We start from the raw sequence: 21,917 nt of genomic DNA on the forward strand, positions 1-21,917 counted from the left end.
CTCATCCTTTTTCGTGAAACTGAAGGTCAATTTCTAATTTTTCCACGGCCTCCTTCGCCAGTGCCGTCAACCTTGCCTCTTTAGGAACTATCACTGTCTCACCTTGATAACGACTTACATCATTTGCCGTTATAAACCTGTGGTTAATTTCAATTGGAGGACTGTCGATGTTATTGAACGGCTCTCCTGCCATCTTGCATGTTATAATTGTACCTGTTTCGCCCTGTTGGATGAAGCCTGCGTTTGCTTCATCTGTATCAATATGCATTTCTAATTGATAGTGATCAGCCACACGAATTTTCACTTGCTCAAAGGTAATAGGACGTCGACCTTGCACCCTAACGGAGACATATTGACCGTTTTGAACCCCTAACTGCTGTGCATCAGCAGGTGCCATATGAATATGTGCTTGTGCTATAATGACGCCCTCTTGTAAAATCAAACTTCCCCTGGGTCCTACCAGTATACAGCTAGCTGAGCCAGCAATTTCTCCCGATTCACGCAATGGTGGTTGAATTCCGAGGGCAATGGCATCTGTATAACTAATTTCAATTTGTGTAAAGTTGCGAGCTGGACCTAATACACGTACATTTTGGATGCTTCCTTTTGGTCCCACCACATGTAGCGTTTCATGTGCTGCAAACTGACCGGGTTGAGCTAACATTTTTTTTACACTTAGTGAAGCACCCTTGCCAAACAGCTGCTCGACATGCTCTTGTTGTAAATGAATATGCCTTGCAGAGATACCTATAGGGATTTCATTAAGTGTAGGAGCTGCTTGTTTTTTAGGTACTAATTCGGCTATGACATCATTAACAATTTGCATTACCGCTTGTTCATTCATATAGCCACCTCATTCATTATTGCACTTTTAGAATCACTTCCAATTCAGCATGTGGTCGAGGAATCACATGTACAGATAGTAGCTCTCCAACACGTTGTGCAGCTGCTGCCCCTGCATCTGTTGCAGCTTTCACAGCTCCGACATCTCCACGAACAAGTACAGTGACAATACCGCCACCCACATGGACTTTACCAACAATATTGACATTGGCAGCCTTGACCATCGCATCGGCCGCTTCAATAGAGCCCACTAAGCCCTTTGTTTCAATCATTCCTAATGCGCCTAAATTCATCTTGTATCCCTCCTTCTCTTAAAATGCCTCTGCATCTTCAGGTAATGTTTGGCCACCATCAATAATGATCGATTGACCCGTAATAAAGCCTGCCTCCTTGCTACTAAGGAACAATGCAGCATACGCTATATCCTCCACACGACCAAGGCTGCCAAAAGGAATCGCCTTCGCCATCTTCTGTAGATAGGTTTCACCAAGCCCATCTAAGCCTTCTGTTGCAATATTTCCTGGCAACACAGCATTGACCGTAATATGATAGGGTGCTAATTCAAGAGCCGCAGTTCGCATAAATCCTAATTGAGCTGCCTTACTTGCGGCATAATGCGTCCATCCAGCATAGCCAGTCACTGGACCCGTGATCGACGAGGTAATAATGACCCTGCCAGCATTCGCTTTCTTTAAATGGGGCACGCAAGCTTTGACAGCAAACATTGTTCCTCTGGCATTGACATTTAATACCTGATCCCAATGGTCAGTCGTCATGTCCTCTAGTTTCATAGAGGGAAAAATACCAGCATTGGCACATAAAATATCGATGGAACCAAAAGAGCTAGCAACCTCCGTAGCCATGTGCTCAACAGATTCATAGTTTTCAACATCAACAGTGGCAGCAGAAGCTGAGAAGCCTTGCGCTTGTAATTGATTTGCTAAATCTGTGGCAGCTTCCATACCTCTTGCCGCAATCACCACATGTGCGCCCTGTTCCGCAAATACGGTAGCAATCCCCTTCCCAATTCCCTTACTACCACCAGTAACTATGACAACCTTCCCCGTTAAATCGACCTTCAACTCGTTCCTCCACCTTTCCTTTTATTCATTTTAAGTACTTGGCTTTTTCGCAATTTCTGTTACTAATTCATTCACCGCAAAATCTGGCCGTAAAATAGTCGAAGAGGCAATCCATTGGTTGGCTGCTTTAGCTAGTTGTGTGCCAATAGCTATCGCTTCCTGAATGGCCGCTGTGTCCCCTTCAATGGCAATGGTTACGAGAGCCAAATCGATGGTTTCTTGTCGAAGTATTCGAATATCCGCTGCTTTGAGCATAGCATCTGCGATCTGTATTGAAATCGCAAGCCCTCTTGTCTCCACAATACCAATCGATTTCATCATGTAACAACACTCCTGCTAATATCTTTGTATCGTCATCCCTTTTTCCTGAATCATTTCTTGTGCTAGTGGTGTAAGTTTTGTATGGGCAGGCAGTGTCAGCTGTTGTCCCTTGTACGATTGAAGCATCTCTGCTGTTACATAGTTTGCCACTATACCCGAATGAGTAGGTTCCTGTTGCTGCTTTATAAATCGAATAAGCTGTGCAAATAACTGAATGTCACAGCCAAACTCCTTTAAGCGCTCTATATGATGCAGCAACATTTTCATGTAAGGATTTGGTTCCTTTGCTGTGACAACAGCAGATAATTTTTCATTAGGAATTAAAATTGCTGTTTGATTGCTAACCAGCAACTCAGACAGGTACAAGGCTGCCGGTGTAGTAGGCAAGCCTTGGGCACTGCTGACGATAAATGTTTGATCCACTTCGAGAAAAACAATAGCATCGTAGAATAGCTGAGTGTGACTGGTGGTATCATTTGCCTGCCACTCCTCGACATGGCAATAGCTTTGTAATACGTCCACCTGTTTCTTAGAAATGGCCGTATGCGAATGGACAAGCAAAAGTCTTTTATGCTTCGTATCCATCATCGATGTGACTACTTCTTCGATGATTCTCTGTAATTCTTTTATATCCATACGTGTCACTCCATTTTGATAAGCTTGCCAATTGAATGCTGTTGAAGTGCGGCGGCATTCGCTTCATCTGTATCTACATGCATCTCAAGAACGAATGCTGGGGAGACGCGTATGACCACATTCATTAATCGTAGCTGACGTCCATCCCCACAGATTTCAACCGTCACGATTTCCTTATCTTGGACATTGAACACAGCAGCATCGGTTACAGCCATGTGGATATGTGCTTGTGCAATAATCAATCCTTGCTTTTTATGGCGAGTTCCATGTGGCCCAATCAATGTGATCGATTCAGATTTTTCTAAGTCGCCTGACATACGAATCGGTGGTGTTACGCCCAGCTTGATGGCATCCGTTTGACTGATTTCAATTTGAGTTGCAGTGCGAAATGGGCCTAAAACCCGAACCTTATCAATTTGGCCTTTGGGTCCCCTTATCGTTAGAACATGCTGTGAGGCAAATTGACCTGGCTGGGAAAGCTCCTTCCATTTCTGTAACGCTGCGTCTCTACCAAATAAATAATAGAAATCCTCCTCATTAACATGACAATGACGGGCTGAAATCGCAATCGGGATACTTTGAGTGGTGACTTCAGTGGCATGTATTTGATTGTTTGTCATCACAATCCCTCACTTTTTACTTTGGTAAAATTGCGTATAATTCCGAATGAGGGCGTGGAATAACATGTACCGATAATAGCTCACCTACCCGACGTGCGGCCTCAGAGCCTGCATCCGTCGCTGCCTTGACTGCCCCGACATCACCTGTCACCAGCACCGTCACAATGCCGCCACCAACATGTACTTTTCCTACAATATTGACGTTTGCTGCCTTCACCATGGCATCTGCCGCCTCAATTGATCCGATTAAGCCTCTTGTTTCAATCATGCCTAAAGCTCCATTTATCTCTACGCTCATTCCCTTTTCCTCCTCTAATTACTTAGCTTTGTGAGTACTTCTTCTACAATCTTTTCAATGGTTAAGCTGTCAATAGCCACCCCTTCAATTGCTTGCATTGATGGAGCCTGTATATTTTGTGGATGTCGTGGGGGTGGGATTGTTAGTGCCTTCACACCATAGGCCACTCTTTTTTTATTTAATAAATGATGTGCAGAAATATTATCACTCGTAATATTTCCCCCATATGCCCCACAGCCCAATGTAAAGGAAGGCGTTAAACTTGTCGTACCGCCTGCAGCCCCAACAGATGCTAAAGTATTGACTAATATTCTGGACACGGGCATTTGAGCGGCAAACTGCTTAACAAAATGTTCGTCCTGTGCATGAATAGCCAGGCTATGTCCTCTCCCTCCAACGTCAAGCAAGCGACGGCAAATCTTTACGGCTTCTTCCTGAGAACGAGCCGTATAAAGACCTAGGATGGGAGAAAGCTTTTCCATGGAAAATGGATACTCCTTCCCAATCTCCTGTTCCTCCGCGACTAATACGCGTGTATGCCGAGGGACATCAATATTGGCCATACGGGCTATTACGGTTGCTGGCTTCCCGACAATGTGGCTATTTAATGTACGAGCTACTGGTGAAATCACCTTTGCTAATTTTTCCTTGTCCTGCCCACTTAGAAGGATAGCTCCATTTTCCGCTAAAGCTGCCATCACCTGTGCTTTGACCTCCTGATGCACGACAATAGCTTGTTCTGTGGCACAGATCGTACTATTATCAAATGATTTACTATCGATAATTTGCTTTATCGCCTCGTTCACATTTGCTGTGCGATCAATATAGACAGGAACATTCCCAGGGCCAACGCCATAGGCTGGTTTCCCTGAGCTATAGGCAGCTTTGACAAGCCCTGCTCCACCAGTTGCTAAAATGAGCTGTACATCGCGATGATGCATTAGTTCCTCTGTACCTTTTATCGTTGGATGGCTAATCCATTGAATAAGTCCCTCTGGTGCTCCTGCATGAACGGCTGCCTGCTGACAAATTTTCAATGCCTCAATGGTACAGTTGACTGCTGTTGGATGAGGACTAAAGACAATGGCATTTTGCGCCTTTAAGGCAATTAGCGTTTTAAAAATGGCTGTTGCAGTCGGGTTCGTGACAGGTGTAACTGCTGCAATGACACCAAATGGATACGCGATTTCCACCTGTTTTGCTACCCTATCCTCATGTATAATGCCAATTGTCTTCTCATGGCGAATGGCTTCATAAACACCTTGGGAAGCCAACTCATTTTTTATTTTTTTATGTTCAATAATCCCCATCTTTGTTTCTGTAACGGCTAAAACGGCAAGATTTTCTGCCTGTTTATACGCAGCTTGGGCAATGGCCTCAACAATTCGATCGACCTGCTCTTGCGTAAAGCTGGCATACATCTTTTGCGCAATCGAAGCGGCTGCTATTCCGTCCCTTGCCTCTTGTATCGAAACCAAATCTTGGTCTCTCACCATATGACGAACCTCCCGTCATGTAAATTTTTTTAACGCAATTAAGTCGGTCGCATTGGCTACAGAGGCAGTGCCTGATAATTGCTGGTGCAGGCTTTGCCAATGCTGTAATTCATGCGTAGATAATGCCTCATAAGCAGGAGCAGTTGATTGCTGCATCTGATGGTGATTTTCTTTTATTAATCGAAATGATTGCCATTCCTGTAACTCTTCGTTTGATAACGTTTTAGAAGCTTGTTCAGGCTGAGAGACTTGCGTTAGTTTTTCCAAGACCAATTCTGTAATCTTGGCAATTAGCTGATTGTCCATATGCTCACTCCCTTTCAATTAGCATGGTAAGAACAGATTCGTCATACGCTTCAATAATTGTGGTTGCATCAGGTAAATAATCCTTTTGGTATGTGGCTTTAGGAATGATGCCAATTGAAAAGCACATGCCAGCATTTTTAGCAAAGAGCATATCTGCATTCGAGTCGCCAATCATCACGGCTTTCTCAAGTGATACGTGAAATTGTTCCTTTGCCACATACGCTAAGTCTGGGAAGGGCTTACTGGACGTAGCTTGGTCACTTCCTAGAACGAATTCAAACAAAGCTAATAACTCTAGCTGTTGTAAATGTGATTTGGCTCGTGCCGTTTGATCAGCTGTAATCACCCCTAATTTCATCCCTTTATTTTTTAAGGTGATTAAGAGATTACGAATACCTGGTAATGCCTGTACCTTGCTATTTTCCTGCTGTGATGTGGCCAAGTTGGAAGCTGCTCTCGCAAGTGTTACCCCTTTGCTCCAGGGGATTCCCTGCTGATAGAGTAAAAATGCCACGATCGTCTCAGCTTCTTGTATACTTCCAATGGCTAGAGGACTCGTTGGGTCAATCGTTGTTCCATTGTCATTAACCCCTATGTTTTTTAAAAAAGTTTGTAAGGAAAAACAGATTTCTAAGTCTGAATTTTCAGTTAAATTAGCATATAAATTTTTGGCCCAAGCAATCCATAAAGAATCCATTTCAATGATTGTTCCATCCTTATCAAAAATGACCCATTCCACTTTTGTCATAGGAAAACCCATCCCTTTATTTATTCTCGTATAGCCTCTATTGGCGATACTGGTGCTTGCACCTCTACCTGCACCGTAGCAGCATCCTTCGCAAAGCGTTCCTCTGGTGCATCCTCGTTAATATGGTGTCTTGCCCACACCCAATAATAGATCGTTGCCACAGCAAAAACAGCCAAACAAACGATGAAAAAAGTCAAATTCGCAAAGAAGCTCGCAAAGATAGCAATGACGGCTAGCACAAGTGAGACAATAGGCGTAAATGGATACAGTGGTGTCTTAAAGGTACGCACTAAATGAGGTTCTTTTTTACGCAAAATCAACACCGATAAATTCATCGTAATATACGATACTAATGCCCCAAATGTAGAAATTAAAATTAAATCATCTGGATTAAATAAAATGACTAACACTAACCCGATAAAGCCTGGCAAAATAATGGCCATATAGGGTGTCTGACGCTTTTTATGCATCTTCGATAATATGCTTGGCAAATAGCCTGCACGTGATAAAGCATAGACCTGACGAGAGTAAGCCAAAATCACACCAGAAAAGCTTGCGATTAGTCCTACTAAGCCTACAGATGCTAAGATCTGCGCCAACCAATACGTATTTCCAAAAACAGCGGCAATCGCTGCAGGCAACGGATCTTCAGCAACCGTCATGACATCGATGCCCGCTAGCCCGATGGCAACAGTTGTTGTCAAAATGGATAAAATCAGCAAGGTCACCATACCTGAAATTAACCCCTTTGGCATGTCCTTCTGCACATCTCTCGTCTCCTCTGATAACATAGGCAACATCTCGATTGCTAGGAATAGCCACATCGCATATGGCAATGCTGACCAAATCCCTTTAAATCCACCTGGTATAAGATCGCCATTCTCAGGGAATAAATGGCCCACATTAATTTGCGGTAAACCAACGAAATACATTAAGACTAGTAAGCCTAAAGCGATAAAAACAAGCACCATTTCGATCGTGGCATATTCTTTAATGCCAATAATATGAACCCCCATGAACAGCGCATACATAAAGGCAGCTGCCACCACTGTCGGTACGGCTGGAAACAAAAAGCTGATATAGCCCCCAATACCGATTGCAATAATTGGTGCGGCAATGACATATTGCAGCACGACACCAACCCCTGTAATAAAACCGATATAACGACCCATCGCCCGACGAGCAAAGGAATAAGGGCCTCCTGCATAAGGTAACATCGTCGATAATTCAGAAATACCTAAGGTCATCGTTAAATACATAATCGCCATAAATAATGTGGCAATGAGCATTCCTAAAAAACCAGATTGACTTAAACCAAAATTCCAGCCAAAGTAGTTCCCAGAAATCACAATGCCGACGCCAATTGTCCATAAATGGATGGGTGTAAGGGCTTTCTTTAATACGATGATTTCATCCTTTTTCGAAGACATGTTATTCGCCACCTTTTATCGTTATTTAGTTGTTACGGTCTTGATACTTTTCTACATAGGCTTTCACTAATGCATCACTTTGAAGGGTGTAATTTTCACCAAGTAAGCGCGTGGTATCATTATCACGACTACCAATCCATGAAATAAGCTGTAGTCTTCTCATTAATATAAAAGTTGGGATCATCTCGTTTTCTTCATCTGATAATAACCGAATTTTGCTATAGCCCTTAACCCATGAAGCGATCAACTCTTCAAGATACGGCATATGCTCAATAAAACTCACTGAAGTAGCTAAATCATATAAAAACCACCCAAAACCACAATCATCAAAATCAATCACTTTAATTTCATCACCATCGATGAGTAAATTAGCTAAGCGTAGATCCGCATGGATAAGGCCAAATCGTGTTTTATCTTTTCCAAATGCCTCAAGCTTCTTTTGAATGATATGTGATGCTTCCTCATATAAGGCGATTCGTGCAGGGGTCATTCCAAGTCCATCCTGCCATCTCGCCCATTTTGGAGATTGACCTAGAATCGTGTCATAGTCCCATGTCATGCGCTGAAAGGCTTGGTAATAATCATGCTGCTCGATTGTATGTTGATGGAACATGGCTGTAATTTCGCCTAATGTTTCAAATTGCTGAATTAAGTCATCTTCATTATTCTCATCAGGAGCAGTGCCCTCCAAAAATGTAAATAATGTGCTATAATAGATCGTGTCATTATACGAATGAGCATGTACGTAGTCACCGTCATCTGCTCGCATCGGTAATGATACATCAATAGGAGATTGCTCATGGAGCGAGTTTAACCAGGCAATCTCCGCTTCGATTTCCTCTTTTTTATGGTAATTTGGACGGCTAATCCTCAGAATATATTTTTTGCCCTGCCCATCTTCTACGAGATACGTCGCATTTTCGGAATAATCAATCATTTTACACGATGCTTCTAGTAAACAACTAAACTCCTTTAACGCATCATTTGCTGCCTGATGAAAGTTGGAAAGGACCAATTCTAAATCTATGAAATCCATTTGACCCATCTAGAAAACCCCCTGTTTACTAAATTGACAAGCTTTCTTCCCTTTAATAGCGTGCAAATTTTACAAGCTGTGCTGCCTCTTTAATGCCAGCCTCACATTTTTCAAGCAATTCATCACAGTACGCTTTATCACATAATAGCCCTGGCTTAAATTGCAGCACACGTGTATCCAGCATTGAATAAATGGCCCATACACCATGTTTGTACAAGGAGCTCATCACATATTTAGCCCCTTCAGGATGATTAAACTCTAAGCCCATGACAACGCCAAGCTGACGAATGCCCACAAAGAAATCAGGATATTGTTGTTGAATACGCTCTAAGCCACTTCGTAGATAACGAGCAACATATTCTACATTCTTTACTACTTCAGGACGTTGGGAGATTTCTAATACTTTCATCGCCACTACACAACCAAGCTCTGCTCCACCAAATGTAGAAATATGGGCTAGTCCATCTTCCTCCATCCAGCCGCCTGCTCGTTCATTGACCACTGTAGCTGCAATTGGATAGATACCGCCACTTAGACCCTTTGCTGTCACCAGAATATCTGGTTTCACGCCATAATGCTCAATTCCCCATAGCTTACCTGTTCTCATCAAGCCCGTTTGCACCTCATCTGCAATATATAGTGCCCCGTATCGTTCACAAAGTGATTTGACATCCGCCAAGTAATTAGCAGCTGGCAAGGGGAAACCATATGTCGCAGGAATAGTCTCGATAATTACGCTAGCTACATCCCCTCTAGCAAGCTCACGTTCCATTGCCGCAAGATCATTGAATGGTACGTGCACAAATTCGTGTGGACTGCCCTCACTTAAAAATGGTTTTGAATAGCGTTCATTGCCAAGCGAAACCGCGAGACCTGTGTGTCCATGATATCCATTTTTAATGGAAATCGTTTTCTTGCGTTTTGTAGCATAACGAGCACACTTTAAGGCAACATCAATTGCTTCACTTCCACCACTAGAGAAAATAGAATATGTTAAGCCTTCTGGTGTGCAGGCTGCTAATTTTTCAGCTAATTGTGCACGTGCAGTAGATGGAAAATGATGATTGCCAATGTCAAAATAATTGGTTCCTTCCACCAATGCAGCAATGACTTCTGGATTACGATGGCCAAGGTTATACGTTCCGCCATTGAGATGCGCATTCATTAATTTTTTGCCATCCACATCGTAGAAATAATAGCCCTCTCGTTTCCCGATAACGACATCGACACCATCGATTTGCCACTGTTTCGTTTTTCCTGGATTCCACCAGTCAATTGATTTTTGTAAGGTTGCCTGTTTATTTGCAAAATAGTCCATAGTTTCCACCTTCCTATACATTGACGTCATCCAACATTTCACCTGCTATGAATAACTCCACTTTTTTCTGCTGTAATCGTTCCTGCCATTGTGTGGAGCTCTTTTGATCTGTAATCACCATCGAAACGTCCTCTAAATGACAAATATGTGCGAATGTAGAGACACCAAATTTCGTATGGTCTGCTAAAATAATCGTATTTTCTGCCCGCTCGATTAATTTCTTTGACATCGCTGCGCCCGTAATATCATAGTCAGTAATACCATCCGCTAAAGAAATCCCGCCTGCAGCAACAAAGGCTTTATTTGCCTTTAGTTGATTAAAAAATAATTCAGCTAATGGACCACCCATAAATTTTTGACGATGTTCATATTCTCCTCCCGCAAAGAGTACCTTCCCTTGAAAGCATTCTGCGGCTAATGATAAAACGGGGAGCGAATTTGTGACGACAATGACGTTGGGCTTATCACCTAAATAACGAACGATTTCATAGGCTGTTGTACCATGACCGATAAAAATAACATCTCCGTCTTCCACAATATTTGCAGCAGCCTTACAAATCCTTCTCTTCTCTATATTGTTAAGTGACGTTTTCTGTTCAAAGGTCCTCTCATACTTTTCCTTTGCCTTCACAGCCCCCCCATAGACTTTGTGTAGAAGCCCTTCCTTCTCCAATCGATCCATATCTCTACGTATAGTCTCGCCTGATACATTTAATAGCTGCTCTGCATCACTTACCTTCACTTTTCCTTCTAAATCTAAAATATCTAAAATTACTTTTTTACGTTCCTCAAACGAAAGAGACATACATCATCACTCCAAACACAAAGTTAAATCCAACAAAATCCACAAATCCAACACTTTATTTCTGTATTCATGTGGATTTGTTTTGAATTTTAAATAATAGTTCAACAATTGTCAATACTCTGAATTTTATTTCCTGTATTATTTTTTCTCTTTAAAGCAACATATTTCTCCAAAGTGCAGAATTAAGACTCCACAAAAAACCAATTTCCATTTGCTTCAACTGCTCTTAAAAATCTTTTTCAAAATACTTTTCTACAACACTATTTTTCTCCATGAAAAAACCCCTTTATGGCAGAAACCATAAAGGGGGATGACGGGATTATTTTGTTAATTCCTCTACAAATTCAACAGGTACATATGTTTTGCCAGATTCTAATAAAGCTGGGGCTACTTTAAATTGGCGAAGCGCTTTATTATAACCATATTCTTTTTGACCTCGCGTAATTGTATACGAAAGGGCTCCTTTTGAAACAATGGCACCTTTTGGCGTTACTTCTACTTTAAAGCCTAGCTTTTCAGCAATTAAGCGTAACGGCACCATTTTTGTCCCATCTACTTCGTAAAAGTCTTTATTGATAATTTCTTGAACCGCTGAATCCACTGGTGCTGGTTCTGGGGTTGGAGCTGGATCCACTTCAACAGGCTCTTCCTTCTCAATCGTATCTAATACAATTACTTTTGAAGGCGGTGTTTGAGCAGGGATGCTCATCGTTGCAATTGTGTAGAACACTACTAAATGCTGCTCTTTTAAATCGTCTACTTTGACAGCTTTGCCAGTAGCACTCGCTAGCTTCGTGTCTTCCCCAACATTTAACTTGAGGTTATTTTCAGTATCCACTAAATCTTTATTGAAGAAATCCACTTCCACGCTACCCATTTCTTTTGTTTCTACAATGATTACTTCTGGGTTGTATTGTGGTGGATAAATCGCAAGCATTGGCTTCTTGGCATAAGAGTAAGCTGACACCTTATCTCCTTTTTGAAGCTTGACTTCTTTTCCCATATTGTCAAAAACCAATGAGTCTTTATTCGCAATCACAATATTTGTATTGTCGCCATCAACCACTGTATAGTATGTGGCATTTTCACGTACTTCTACGTTTTCAACTGTACCTGTCACTTTAATAAAAATAGGCTGCACTTGTTGCTCTGAAGTTTCTGCGTTAATCACAGTAGCCTCCCCTTCGTTCGCTGATGCAGTTGGAGCTCCAATCGCGCCCCCTAGTAATAATGCTGACATAGCAAATGGTACGACTTTCGTCATTTTCATACAAAAAGCATCTCCTTCATTTTCCCGAATTCAATAAAGTAGTCGTGTTCACAAGAAAAAGGTTACAAACTGTCTCTATTTTTATGGCTAGCGCTTTTTTCGCGGATATTCGCTTCTTCGCGATTTTATTCTACCCCGATCAAAAGATAAATCTTAGACGATTCAGGATGCGTTGTAAGAAATATTGGTTTTCGCTTTGCTGGGCTCTTAGCCCGCGGGCGACGTCGGGGTGGTCAGTGATGACGCCGCTGACATTTTTTTCGATAAAGGTTTGCAGGGAGCGGTCGTCATTGAGTGTCCAAACAAATAAATCGGTCGGATGTTGCTTCAATTCTTCGATAAGCTGCTCCGTTACCCAGGATTCCTCCAGTGCGATAAAATCAACATTTTCCTCCATTGGTCCAATATTAAGTGCATAGACAATACCGACTCGCAAATTCGGCACCAATTTTTTTAATTGCATCATTTTCTGTCCATCAGCGGATTGCACATAGTAGGAATCTAGCACCTTGTATTTTCGTAGCTTCTCTACTAATTTCGGTAAAACATCTTCTGTTTCTTGACCATGCACCTTTAATTCGATTAGAAGAGACACATCTAGTGCTTTGGCAATTTCAATACAATCATCTAATGAAGCAATTTTATCGCTAAAGCCATTTTGATGTATAGTTAATGTTTTTAGTTCGCTCAGGGTCATATTCGCAATGACACCATTTTTACCTGCTAACCTTCGTAATGTTCGATCATGGAAGACGACGAATTCCCCATCCACTGTTTGTTGAATGTCGATTTCAATTAAATCTGCCCCCGCATTGGCTGCACTCACCAATCCACTAATTGTATTTTCTACATTACCTGCTACATAGCCACGGTGGGCAATAATTTTGGTGTCTGGGGCATAGACACTTTTCTCTAATGAATTGATATTCATCATACTTAATACGAGAAACACGATGCCACTGATCAGCAGTAATGGCTTATAGCGCCGCTTCCGTTGTGTAGCAGCGCTGACTTTGCCCATCACTGGCGTATTATACGTGATGGCGACCATAACTTGTGAAAACATCGCCTGTAATAAACTAAATAGCACCACAAAGACCATTTCTAAAAAGGCTAGTGTCAGCCCAGCCGTAACCAAGGCGGCACTTGGCATTAAACGTTCAATTAAATAGAGTGGAAACGTAGCGACCACTGTTATACCAAGCATCATCAACAGATGACCTGTTAAAAGCATAGCTAGAAGCACGACTAGTTCAAATAATCCACGTTTGGAAAATCGCCAGCTTTGCTTAAACGAACGTAAAATAGAGATGTTCGGCTGGATTGTAAAGATAGGCAACGTTAAGATACTTCGAATACCTATCATCACGACGATGCTTGCCACAGCAGCATATGCTAGCCTACCTGCACGACTACTCATGATTTCTTCAGTTAGAAAATGTGGTAGGGAGATGGATTGAGTTAATGTAAGGGGTAGCATAAAGGAAGCTAGTGGCATTAATAGTGCTAGATAGACGATGAGAAATAGAACTTGCACACTAAAAAAATAAACAACCTTGCGATTTAATTGTTGCCATAAAGGAAGAAATCGATAGCGAAGTCCTCGTTGCTGATGAAAGGCCATGAGAAATAGAAAGCCCATCTCATAATATACAAATAATAAAAACAGCAAAATTAATAGACAAATCATTATCATCACAAAGGGATGCGTCACAAAGCTTTGCCAATTTTGCTCAGTAATATGTGTAAACCCTGTTACTCGTAGCATGAGCTTCAAAACGATAGAGGTTACAGGGATCATTAATAAAAACTGAAAGATTCTAATTAATGCGAAAACCTGTACATAATCGAATCGATAAATATAAATATTATGGACAGCCTGTCGCATTACTTGTCCTGCCTTGTGCACATACTCACCCCTATCATGCTGTTAAAATCGCTCACTACTAACGTATGTTTTGACTGCTATGGCCCATTCCTCAAAGCCAATAAAATAGCACTCCTCTACACCAAAGTAGGCGTCAATTTTTGTATTAATCGTGACAATCTCCATTTTTTTGAAACTTTTTAGCATGCCACCCTGTATATAACTAGATACCCACTACCGAAAGGAGCGCAAACATGAAATTCAACCTTGGCGATATCATTAGTACAATCGTTCTTTTATGTATGTTTCTAGCGATCTTTTTCGTGATGATCCATATGATCAAAAAAATGAAATCCACTGCCCCTGTGTCTCCTCCACCAACCATGCAACAGCAAGTAGAGGACTTATCAAAACGTGTGTCGACCTTAGAACAACAAGTAAAACAACTAGCTGACAAACAATAGTCCCATAAAAAAATCGCTGGGAAGGATAACCTTCTCAGCGATTTTCATATACTATCTGACCATTCACAACCGTGCATGCGACTTGAATGTGTGGAAGCTGCTCCATCTCTACCGTAAAAACGTCCTCTTGTAAAATCGTAAAGTCTGCTGCAAAGCCTTCTGCAATTTTGCCACGCATCAATTGCTGTCCAATGATTTCAGCAGCCCCTACTGTGTACAAACGGACTGCCTCAAATCTAGAAATTTTCTCATGCGGGTTATAGCCATCATGTGACTCCCCAAAATTTCTTCTAGTGACAGCCGCATAAATACCATGCAATGGGTTTGGCACTTCAATCGGAGCATCACTGCCGCCTGCGACAATCAGCCCTCTGTCAAGAAGCGACTTTAAAGGATGTAAGCCCTGTGCGCGCTCCTCTCCAAGTCTCGATAGCTCTGCTTGGTATTCCCCCTGTACAAACTGCGGCTGCATATCCACTGCCACTGGTAATGCAGCTAGCTTAGCTAATAGCTCCTCATCAACTAAGCTACAGTGTATCACCCGATCAAGCTGACCTTCCTGAGGAGGATATGCCGCAAAAACGTCTAAAATCGTGTCTATTGCTAAATCGCCAATGGCATGCACGGCAACGGTTTGTCCATATTGACGTGCCAGCTGAACATAGCTTGCTAATTGCTCGGTTGTATGAATAAGCATCCCTGCATTGTCTGGATCATCACAGTAAGGCTGACGTAGTGCAGCCGTACGACCTCCAAAGGCTCCATCAATAAAAATTTTCATCGCACCAAACGCCAAAAATGGTGAGGAAGCTAAATTCATCTTCGCAACCTCTTCAAAGACTGTATGATGCTGTAATAAATGCACCTTAAAGGATTGCTGTGCCTCTACTATTTTGCGATAAGCCTGAATCGGCTGGCTTGGCGGTCCATAATAGCTTAAATCCTCTGAATGTCCCCCTACTAAACCATAGGATTGCAATGAGGTCACCGCCTTTGTCAGTGCATCCTCAATATACGCAGGTGTAATATGTGGCATCTGGTTAACAATTAAATACAATGCGGCATCCTTTAGGATCCCTGTGAGCTGACCATCTACTTTGTCAATGACACCCCCCTCTGGCGAAGGAGTCCTGTTTGTAATTCCTGCAAAAGCGAGTGCCTTGGAATTGGCTAGGATCAAATGATGACAGCTCCGTTTAATGATTAAATGAGCATCTCCAAGGGCATCTAGCTCCGCTAAGGTCGGGAAAATGGGCTCCTCAAATTGGTTTTCATTTAGTCCAATCGCAATGACCCATTCATGTGCTGACGCCTCAGCCATTCGCTCCTGAAGTTTCACAAGTAACGCCTCTTTACTTGTAACCGCCGATACATCAAGATGCTTGAGCTTTTCTCCGTAGCCAATAATATGTAAATGACTGTCGACAAAGCCTGGATACATGATATTGCCCTCTAAATGTTGGATAGAAGCAGCTAGTGGCGACAAGCTCTCCGCTGAGCCTGTCGCCACAATTTTTCCATCTTCAACAAGGACTGCATCCACTGTTTCACCAACCTGAGCCATCGTGTAAATCTTACCACCTGTCCATAATGTTGCCAAAACAATTCCTCCCATGTCCTATGCTATTGCTTCAATTAAGTGCGCTCTTTCTAAGCGACGTCGAACAATCACACCAATCCATGCTGCAAGTACCGCTTTGACGATACCAACCACGATAAATGGTGCAACACCACCCATAAAGGCAGCTGTCCATGTATAATCTGCTACAATTTTTAACCACACTGTTCCAAACACTAACGTAACGAACATCCCAATGATATTCGCAATAATAGCTTGAGTAAATGTAATACCAAATTTATCTAAGTATAAGCCCATAATAATGGCTGTGGCAAGGAAGCCAACAATATATCCACCTGTTGGACCAACTAAAATCCCAAGTCCACCTGACATACCGCTAAATACAGGTAAACCTACTGCCCCTAGTAAAATATATAATAGAACAGATAACGTGCCTAATCTTGTCCCTAAAATCGTCACGATGATGCCAACCGCTAACGTTTGACCTGTAATCGGGATAAGTGGTAGTGGAATTGTTACCTGTGCTAAAACCGCGATTATCGCTGCCCCAAATGCTGCTAACACATATTGATATGTACTTCCTTTTTTCAATGTAAAAAGCCTCCCCTTGTGCGTTAACTAATAATAAAAATAAGTTAACACAAAGATAAAGCAAATGAAAACCATTGTCAATCTATTTTAGAATAAAAAAAGAAATTGCTAGATTAGCCTATCAATTTCCTGCCGAAATCATTACCATAAAGGTTCATTCATGGGATCTTTCTCTTGTAGCTTAAATACATATGGCGCAATTTGATAATGGTAAAAGAACATGCCCACTAAAAAGAAAATGAGACCGATAACAAAATGATGGAAAACATGCTGCAACATAATCAGTAGCGGCACTGGCATCGTCATTACACCACTGATTTGCATGGATTTTTTTGTGCGGTATTGTTTTTGTCCACAATGAGGGCACACAATTCCACTATTTTTGCGATATAATTTACGAGCATCCTTCTCAGACCAGCTCTCCCCACATTCAATACAAACAGGTAAACCATACCCTTTTTTCAATAGATAGCGTTTGACAATAAATGTAGCTCCTATAAAAATGCTCAGTAAAATCATTCCTCTTATATAATCCGAAGCAAATAGTGACCACCAATGCCAAGTATCTGACTGCAGGCTAGCCGCCTGATGGCCTGGACTCTGTTGCCCCTTCTGTTGTGTCAAGATATAGCTAAAACCGATAACAAAAATAGTAAAGGTAGCGAACACGATACGATACGTCCATTGACCACCCGCTTTGCGTTGAACTTTTCGTCGTGCTTTTTCCGCAATTACTTGTTTGCGCTGCTGTGAAAGCTTGACATCTTGTAGCTCCTTTAAAACATCCTCTTTAAATTGATTCATGGCGTAGCACCTCCCAATCAAAGTCACCCATTGCTGTTGCTAATTGTTTACGAGCTCGCTGTAATCTTGTGCGAATCGTTGCTTCTGGACAGTGAACAAGCTGTGCAATTTCCACAGTCGACATCTCCTCGAAATAATACAGTATCAAGACCTCTCGATAGGCAACTGATAATGTAAACAAGGCCTCCACCAGCTCTTTTTTTACAGTTTTCTCTAGCATCTCCTTTTCAGGTGTCATAGCTGTTGTGCGTCCCTTGATTTTTTCAAACAATGTCAGTCGTTTACTTTTCCAACTTCGTAAATAATCGTGACTTCGATTAACCGTCATTTTCACTAAATATGTACGTAAGGATGCTTCCCTGCGAAATTGTTCCTGCTTTTGATAAAAGGCGATGAACACATCCTGCACGATGTCCTCCGCCGTCGCCTTATTTTTTACGTATAGATAGGCGACCTTTAGTAAGTAATCACCGTGCTCCTCAATTATCTGTTCAATAGCCATCATTGCCCTCACCTACTTTCTACACTACTGACGGACGCCATAACGATTGCGATTCATTTTATCAAAAAAAAATCCGTAATTTTTAAATCATTACGGATTTCTTCAAGCTAAATACCTATTTTTTGCATCGAAGAGACAACCTTGACCATTCGATCATCTAAATCAGCGCCTGTGAATCGAGGCAATCTCAGCTCATTCACGATAGCGCCATCAGACATAAAAAGGATACGCTCTGTTCTTGCGGCAATTTTTGGGTCATGGGTCACAAGCATTACCGTTGTGCCTTCACGATTGATGGAGGCTAATAAGTCCATGATTTCCTGAGCAGACGTTGAATTTAATGCGCCTGTGGGTTCATCTCCAAAGATCACTTGTGGGTTGCTGATCAAGGCACGGCAGATGCCTGCTCGTTGAAGCTGCCCACCAGACACCTGTGTAATATCTCGCCTTGCTAAGTCTGCAATCCCCATTTTGTTCATGATCTGTAGTGCCCTTTCTGTCAATGTCCTCACATTTTTTCGCTCATCACGCATCGCAGGTAACAGAATATTATCAAGGATATTTAAGCTCTTTAGAAAGGTTGGCTGCTGAAAGACAAAGCCCATTTTCGTTCTACGCAAATCAGCCAACTCTTTGTCACTTAATGTCGTTAAATCCATTCCATCAAAGATGACCTGACCTTGATCAATACTGTCCATCCCGCTAAGGGCATACAACAGTGTTGATTTACCACAGCCTGATGGGCCCATAATGGAAATAAACTCCCCTTGACTGACTGTAACTGATACATCTAGTAAAACGGGATGCTTTTCATTGCCTACCTGAAACGCCTTTGCTATTTGCTCACCACTCACTATATTCATAGGTTCTACTCCTTTATATGCTCAATAATTTTTACCTGCCCTGCCCTTGACGTACCAAATAGTGTGGCTAGCAGTACGACACTTGTAAGCGCTAGTGGGCAAAAAACATAAGCAGCTAGTGGATTAATCATAAAATCAAATGAAGCGGCCCCGAATGAGGCAATGACCGTACTAGTTAAATATTCACCTAGCGTGTTTGCGAGCAACGTCCCCATCGAGATTGCTAGCAGTAATACAAAAATCGAACGTGCCGCATATTGTGTAGCTATATCGACATTTGTGAATCCTAATGCCTTCATGATCGCGATGGGCGCTTGATCCTTTGCAATCAACATATTCATAAATAAGAATGTCACGAGCACACCTAGCAATAAGGCAATGACGAGTGCTGCACGGGCTGCCTTTTCAATGGCATGAATCGTTGTACCAAAAGTTTGATAAATATAATCATCAATACCTGACACTTTGGCAAATGAGAAGGTTTTTGCATATTCCGCCCTTTTATCTGCGACAAGAGAAGAGTCTGCCATCGTACTATAGATGACACTCCACATGCTATCCGTAGACTGGTCAGAGAAAGCTGCCTTCGCAGTCTTGCCGCCATTGGTAATATCTGAATAAATCCCGCTGACCCTCAAATTTTTCTTCTCTCCATTAATGACCACTGCTAAACTATCGCCAACCTTTTTTTGAAGCTCCCTCGCATTGAGCACTGAAAGCGCCACTTCATTAGGGGCAATTGGAGCCTCTCCATGTGCATATTCTAAGGGGAAGATCGTATGGTCACCGAGCTCTATCTTTAGGTTTTCCGCTGTTCCGTCCTCAGCAATTGTTGAGAACTTTTTTGTTGTCAAAACAGTGTAATTCTTAATGGCTGTGTCATGCTCAAGCGCCTCCATCACCGCTGCCACCTGTTGTTCATTTTGCTTGCCTTGTGGGATATCAATTCGGATGTCACTATTCCCAATCCCCATATACGTAATAAAGCTTTTAGCTGCAATTGTGTTGTGTAAGTTTTGAGGGACGATGATAATGAATGTTGCCAATACTAATACTGCGAGCATTGTCGCATAAAGTGTTTTTCGTGATAGCACATCCTTTATGCCAAGGAAAAGATTAATCGGTAGCCTTTTATTGGCGCTAAGGTTCAATAATTTTGCATGTTGCCCTTTTCCTTGCATTGTGCCAAAGCGAATAGCCTGCGTGGCTGATAGCTTGCGAAACTGTTTCAGTACCGATTGTACATAGCCCATTATCATCATAAATACGAGCAACAACCCCAGAGCCGTGAACAACCAAATGAGTGAAACATTGTCCGTTTCTCCCATGAACAGACGGATATTTTCTAATAGTATGTCTCGGAGGAAGAAGGAACAGGCAATACCGAGCATACAGCCGATCACAGCTATAACACCATATTTGGCTAGATACATTTTCTGAATATCTGCCACTCGTAGGCCAATTGCTTTCATCACACCGATTTCTCGATAATCCTCTTCAATTTTAGTGAGCAATGTAAATCGAATACACATAAAAGCAATAGCGACTACAAGAAGACTAATGAGTAAGATCACAGCAATCATAAGCCCATCTGATATGGCATTCAGCATTTGAAAAAGTTGGTAGGTAATGGTCGGTCCGTTTGCTTCCAGCCCTGCACTTATATAGGCTTCTTCAAAATTCTTTAAATCCTTCAAATCTTTCAAACGAAACTCAATTAAATATTCAATCGTGCCTGCTTCCTGGATTGCTGCAAAATCTTGTTCACTGACAAGAAAGCGTTTGGAGGAAGCCAGCATAGAGTTCATCTGTGAATCCCTTAGAAATCCAGCTATTGTAAAGGTTTGATCATGAACGATTACGGTATCACCCAAGTCGGCAATGCCATCTTTCCAATAGCTTACAGGAACATAAATATCACCATTGGACACTTCAATCACATGACCATCAAGGTCAAGTAAATAATCAAAATTCTCACTTTGTGTGCTGAAACCATTGTCCTGCACACTGTGTGCCAAAGTGGTACCCGCAATATTGATCTTCGTCCCTTCCACATTTAGAAATTCATTCATTTGAAATTCATCTACATATTTATTTTGCTCTGCAAATTCAGTAAGCCGCACTTGATCAATTTCCCCTGCATGCATCTGAAGAAAATGAGACGTTTCTGCTTGTTTCATCAGTGTGTCAATTGCACTTGTCAAATGGACAATAAGTACTGCCGAAAGTGTGACAAGTAAAGCCGCTACCGCCACAAATAAGGTGGTCATACCTGTAATTAGCTTGCTATTTGCCATATCATTTCGCACAATTTTCCAGTACATAGGTCACCTCTTTGTAAGTTGTTAACCGTCCTAACAATACCTCTAAAACTTAGTTTGTAGTGCCTTCTCCTTTATTTCCAAACATTTGCATCATATACAATAGGCTACCATTTTCCACCCCTAGCATTCGTTCAATATTAAAAATCAATGCTGGAATACGGGCAGCACGTTCCTCATCTGTCATTAAGACGAGATCATCATCGAATACCGTATTGGTATAAGCGATAATCATTTCCATACACTCATAGGGATAAGGCGTTTGGTAAACACCCTGCTCAATGCCCTCACGAATAATGGCGGTAAGGATTGGTGGTACCTGATTAATGATCACTTGCTGTATTTTGCGGTGCATCAAAGCATTTTGCGGCCTATGAACATGCTCCATCATCTCCTGTCCACCCTGTTCATTTTGCATATTCAATGCCATGACAACGCGCAATATCCGCTCATTTACAGCTATAGTCTTGTCTGCTGCAACGGTTTTCGCCTTTGCTAGCATTGTGCTTGTATAACGTTCAATGAGTGCATCCATAATATCTTCCTTCGATTTAAAATGATAATAGAGTGTGCCTCGAGCAATGCCTACTTTCTCCAAAATATTACTCGTACTCGTACCATCAAACCCCTTCTGTGTAAATAATTCATCCGCTGCATCTAAAATTTCATTTCTGCGTTCTTCCGCTTTTTTTATTTCTCTCATAAGACAACTCCTCA

25 protein-coding genes are annotated in these 21,917 nt (G+C 41.9%); 1 reads left to right on the forward strand and 24 read right to left on the reverse strand.

The window, feature by feature from the left end; genetic code table 11:
- Position 1: 1 nt before the first annotated feature.
- The 17 genes from pduL (CD31_RS21975) to CD31_RS23655 form a co-directional block, all read right to left on the reverse strand.
- Entirely contained in the window at positions 2-844 is an 843-nt protein-coding gene (gene pduL / locus CD31_RS21975; RefSeq protein WP_036081284.1) for a phosphate propanoyltransferase, read from the reverse strand.
- 16 nt (positions 845-860) lie between these two features.
- On the reverse strand, positions 861-1,136 hold the full coding sequence (locus CD31_RS21980) for a BMC domain-containing protein (protein WP_016995122.1): 276 nt from the start codon (positions 1,134-1,136) through the stop codon (positions 861-863).
- A gap of 18 nt (positions 1,137-1,154) precedes the next feature.
- The gene (gene fabG / locus CD31_RS21985) at positions 1,155-1,925 is read right to left on the reverse strand and encodes a 3-oxoacyl-ACP reductase FabG (protein ID WP_036081287.1); all 771 of its coding nucleotides are present in this window, start codon (positions 1,923-1,925) and stop codon (positions 1,155-1,157) included.
- A gap of 30 nt (positions 1,926-1,955) precedes the next feature.
- The gene (locus CD31_RS21990; RefSeq protein WP_036081290.1) at positions 1,956-2,246 is read right to left on the reverse strand and encodes a BMC domain-containing protein; all 291 of its coding nucleotides are present in this window, start codon (positions 2,244-2,246) and stop codon (positions 1,956-1,958) included.
- A 15-nt stretch (positions 2,247-2,261) separates the two neighbouring features.
- Positions 2,262-2,882 carry a hypothetical protein gene (locus CD31_RS21995; protein WP_016995119.1) on the reverse strand — a complete coding sequence of 207 codons (621 nt, stop codon included), beginning with the start codon at positions 2,880-2,882 and terminating at the stop codon, positions 2,262-2,264.
- A 5-nt stretch (positions 2,883-2,887) separates the two neighbouring features.
- A complete protein-coding gene (gene pduL / locus CD31_RS22000) occupies positions 2,888-3,502 on the reverse strand; it encodes a phosphate propanoyltransferase (RefSeq protein ID WP_016995118.1) in 615 nt (204 codons plus the stop codon).
- A gap of 16 nt (positions 3,503-3,518) precedes the next feature.
- Positions 3,519-3,800 carry a BMC domain-containing protein gene (locus tag CD31_RS22005; protein WP_004229005.1) on the reverse strand — a complete coding sequence of 94 codons (282 nt, stop codon included), beginning with the start codon at positions 3,798-3,800 and terminating at the stop codon, positions 3,519-3,521.
- 14 nt (positions 3,801-3,814) lie between these two features.
- Positions 3,815-5,296, reverse strand: coding sequence for an aldehyde dehydrogenase family protein (locus tag CD31_RS22010; protein WP_016995116.1), 1,482 nt, complete (start codon positions 5,294-5,296; stop codon positions 3,815-3,817).
- Positions 5,297-5,311: 15 nt separating this feature from the next.
- Positions 5,312-5,602: a hypothetical protein gene (locus tag CD31_RS22015; protein WP_036081293.1), complete on the reverse strand. Its 291-nt coding sequence runs from the start codon at positions 5,600-5,602 to the stop codon at positions 5,312-5,314.
- Between the two features lie 4 nt (positions 5,603-5,606).
- The gene (locus tag CD31_RS22020) at positions 5,607-6,350 is read right to left on the reverse strand and encodes an HAD-IA family hydrolase (RefSeq protein WP_026023536.1); all 744 of its coding nucleotides are present in this window, start codon (positions 6,348-6,350) and stop codon (positions 5,607-5,609) included.
- Between the two features lie 20 nt (positions 6,351-6,370).
- Complete coding sequence (gene eat / locus CD31_RS22025) at positions 6,371-7,780, reverse strand: ethanolamine permease (RefSeq protein WP_036081296.1); 1,410 nt, start codon at positions 7,778-7,780, stop codon at positions 6,371-6,373.
- Positions 7,781-7,805: 25 nt separating this feature from the next.
- Positions 7,806-8,825 (reverse strand): phosphotransferase enzyme family protein, encoded by a 1,020-nt coding sequence (locus tag CD31_RS22030; protein WP_036081298.1) that lies wholly within the window; start codon positions 8,823-8,825, stop codon positions 7,806-7,808.
- 43 nt (positions 8,826-8,868) lie between these two features.
- Positions 8,869-10,134 carry a class-III pyridoxal-phosphate-dependent aminotransferase gene (locus CD31_RS22035; protein WP_036081301.1) on the reverse strand — a complete coding sequence of 422 codons (1,266 nt, stop codon included), beginning with the start codon at positions 10,132-10,134 and terminating at the stop codon, positions 8,869-8,871.
- Between the two features lie 13 nt (positions 10,135-10,147).
- On the reverse strand, positions 10,148-10,939 hold the full coding sequence (locus CD31_RS22040) for a DeoR/GlpR family DNA-binding transcription regulator (protein WP_036081304.1): 792 nt from the start codon (positions 10,937-10,939) through the stop codon (positions 10,148-10,150).
- Positions 10,940-11,258: 319 nt separating this feature from the next.
- Positions 11,259-12,209: a stalk domain-containing protein gene (locus CD31_RS22045; RefSeq protein WP_036081307.1), complete on the reverse strand. Its 951-nt coding sequence runs from the start codon at positions 12,207-12,209 to the stop codon at positions 11,259-11,261.
- A 139-nt stretch (positions 12,210-12,348) separates the two neighbouring features.
- Positions 12,349-14,118 carry a glycerophosphoryl diester phosphodiesterase membrane domain-containing protein gene (locus tag CD31_RS22050; RefSeq protein WP_036081310.1) on the reverse strand — a complete coding sequence of 590 codons (1,770 nt, stop codon included), beginning with the start codon at positions 14,116-14,118 and terminating at the stop codon, positions 12,349-12,351.
- Positions 14,119-14,139: 21 nt separating this feature from the next.
- Complete coding sequence (locus tag CD31_RS23655; protein ID WP_016994600.1) at positions 14,140-14,283, reverse strand: hypothetical protein; 144 nt, start codon at positions 14,281-14,283, stop codon at positions 14,140-14,142.
- Positions 14,284-14,330: 47 nt separating this feature from the next.
- Between CD31_RS23655 and CD31_RS22055 the strand changes: the two genes are divergently transcribed.
- Complete coding sequence (locus CD31_RS22055; protein WP_016994601.1) at positions 14,331-14,540, forward strand: hypothetical protein; 210 nt, start codon at positions 14,331-14,333, stop codon at positions 14,538-14,540.
- Positions 14,541-14,574: 34 nt separating this feature from the next.
- On the opposite strand, the gene CD31_RS22060 is transcribed toward CD31_RS22055, so the two are convergent.
- The 7 genes from CD31_RS22060 to CD31_RS22090 all read right to left on the reverse strand — a co-directional run bounded on the left by CD31_RS22060 (position 14,575) and on the right by CD31_RS22090 (position 21,903).
- Positions 14,575-16,140: an amidohydrolase gene (locus CD31_RS22060; RefSeq protein WP_052125424.1), complete on the reverse strand. Its 1,566-nt coding sequence runs from the start codon at positions 16,138-16,140 to the stop codon at positions 14,575-14,577.
- Positions 16,141-16,158: 18 nt separating this feature from the next.
- Positions 16,159-16,710, reverse strand: coding sequence for a biotin transporter BioY (locus CD31_RS22065; protein WP_036081316.1), 552 nt, complete (start codon positions 16,708-16,710; stop codon positions 16,159-16,161).
- Positions 16,711-16,851: 141 nt separating this feature from the next.
- Positions 16,852-17,514, reverse strand: coding sequence for a TIGR04104 family putative zinc finger protein (locus tag CD31_RS22070; RefSeq protein WP_036081319.1), 663 nt, complete (start codon positions 17,512-17,514; stop codon positions 16,852-16,854).
- Entirely contained in the window at positions 17,501-18,019 is a 519-nt protein-coding gene (locus tag CD31_RS22075; protein ID WP_026023494.1) for a sigma-70 family RNA polymerase sigma factor, read from the reverse strand. Before CD31_RS22075 ends, CD31_RS22070 begins: the two co-directional genes overlap by 14 nt.
- Before the next feature lie 104 nt (positions 18,020-18,123).
- Positions 18,124-18,879 carry an ABC transporter ATP-binding protein gene (locus tag CD31_RS22080; protein WP_016994606.1) on the reverse strand — a complete coding sequence of 252 codons (756 nt, stop codon included), beginning with the start codon at positions 18,877-18,879 and terminating at the stop codon, positions 18,124-18,126.
- Positions 18,880-18,884: 5 nt separating this feature from the next.
- The gene (locus CD31_RS22085; RefSeq protein WP_036081324.1) at positions 18,885-21,203 is read right to left on the reverse strand and encodes an ABC transporter permease; all 2,319 of its coding nucleotides are present in this window, start codon (positions 21,201-21,203) and stop codon (positions 18,885-18,887) included.
- Positions 21,204-21,252: 49 nt separating this feature from the next.
- Positions 21,253-21,903, reverse strand: a complete 651-nt coding sequence (locus CD31_RS22090) for a TetR/AcrR family transcriptional regulator (RefSeq protein ID WP_036081327.1) — start codon at positions 21,901-21,903, stop codon at positions 21,253-21,255.
- Between the last annotated feature and the right edge of the window lie 14 nt (positions 21,904-21,917).

This window comes from Lysinibacillus boronitolerans JCM 21713 = 10a = NBRC 103108 (assembly GCF_000772935.1).
GTDB lineage: Bacteria > Bacillota > Bacilli > Bacillales_A > Planococcaceae > Lysinibacillus > Lysinibacillus boronitolerans.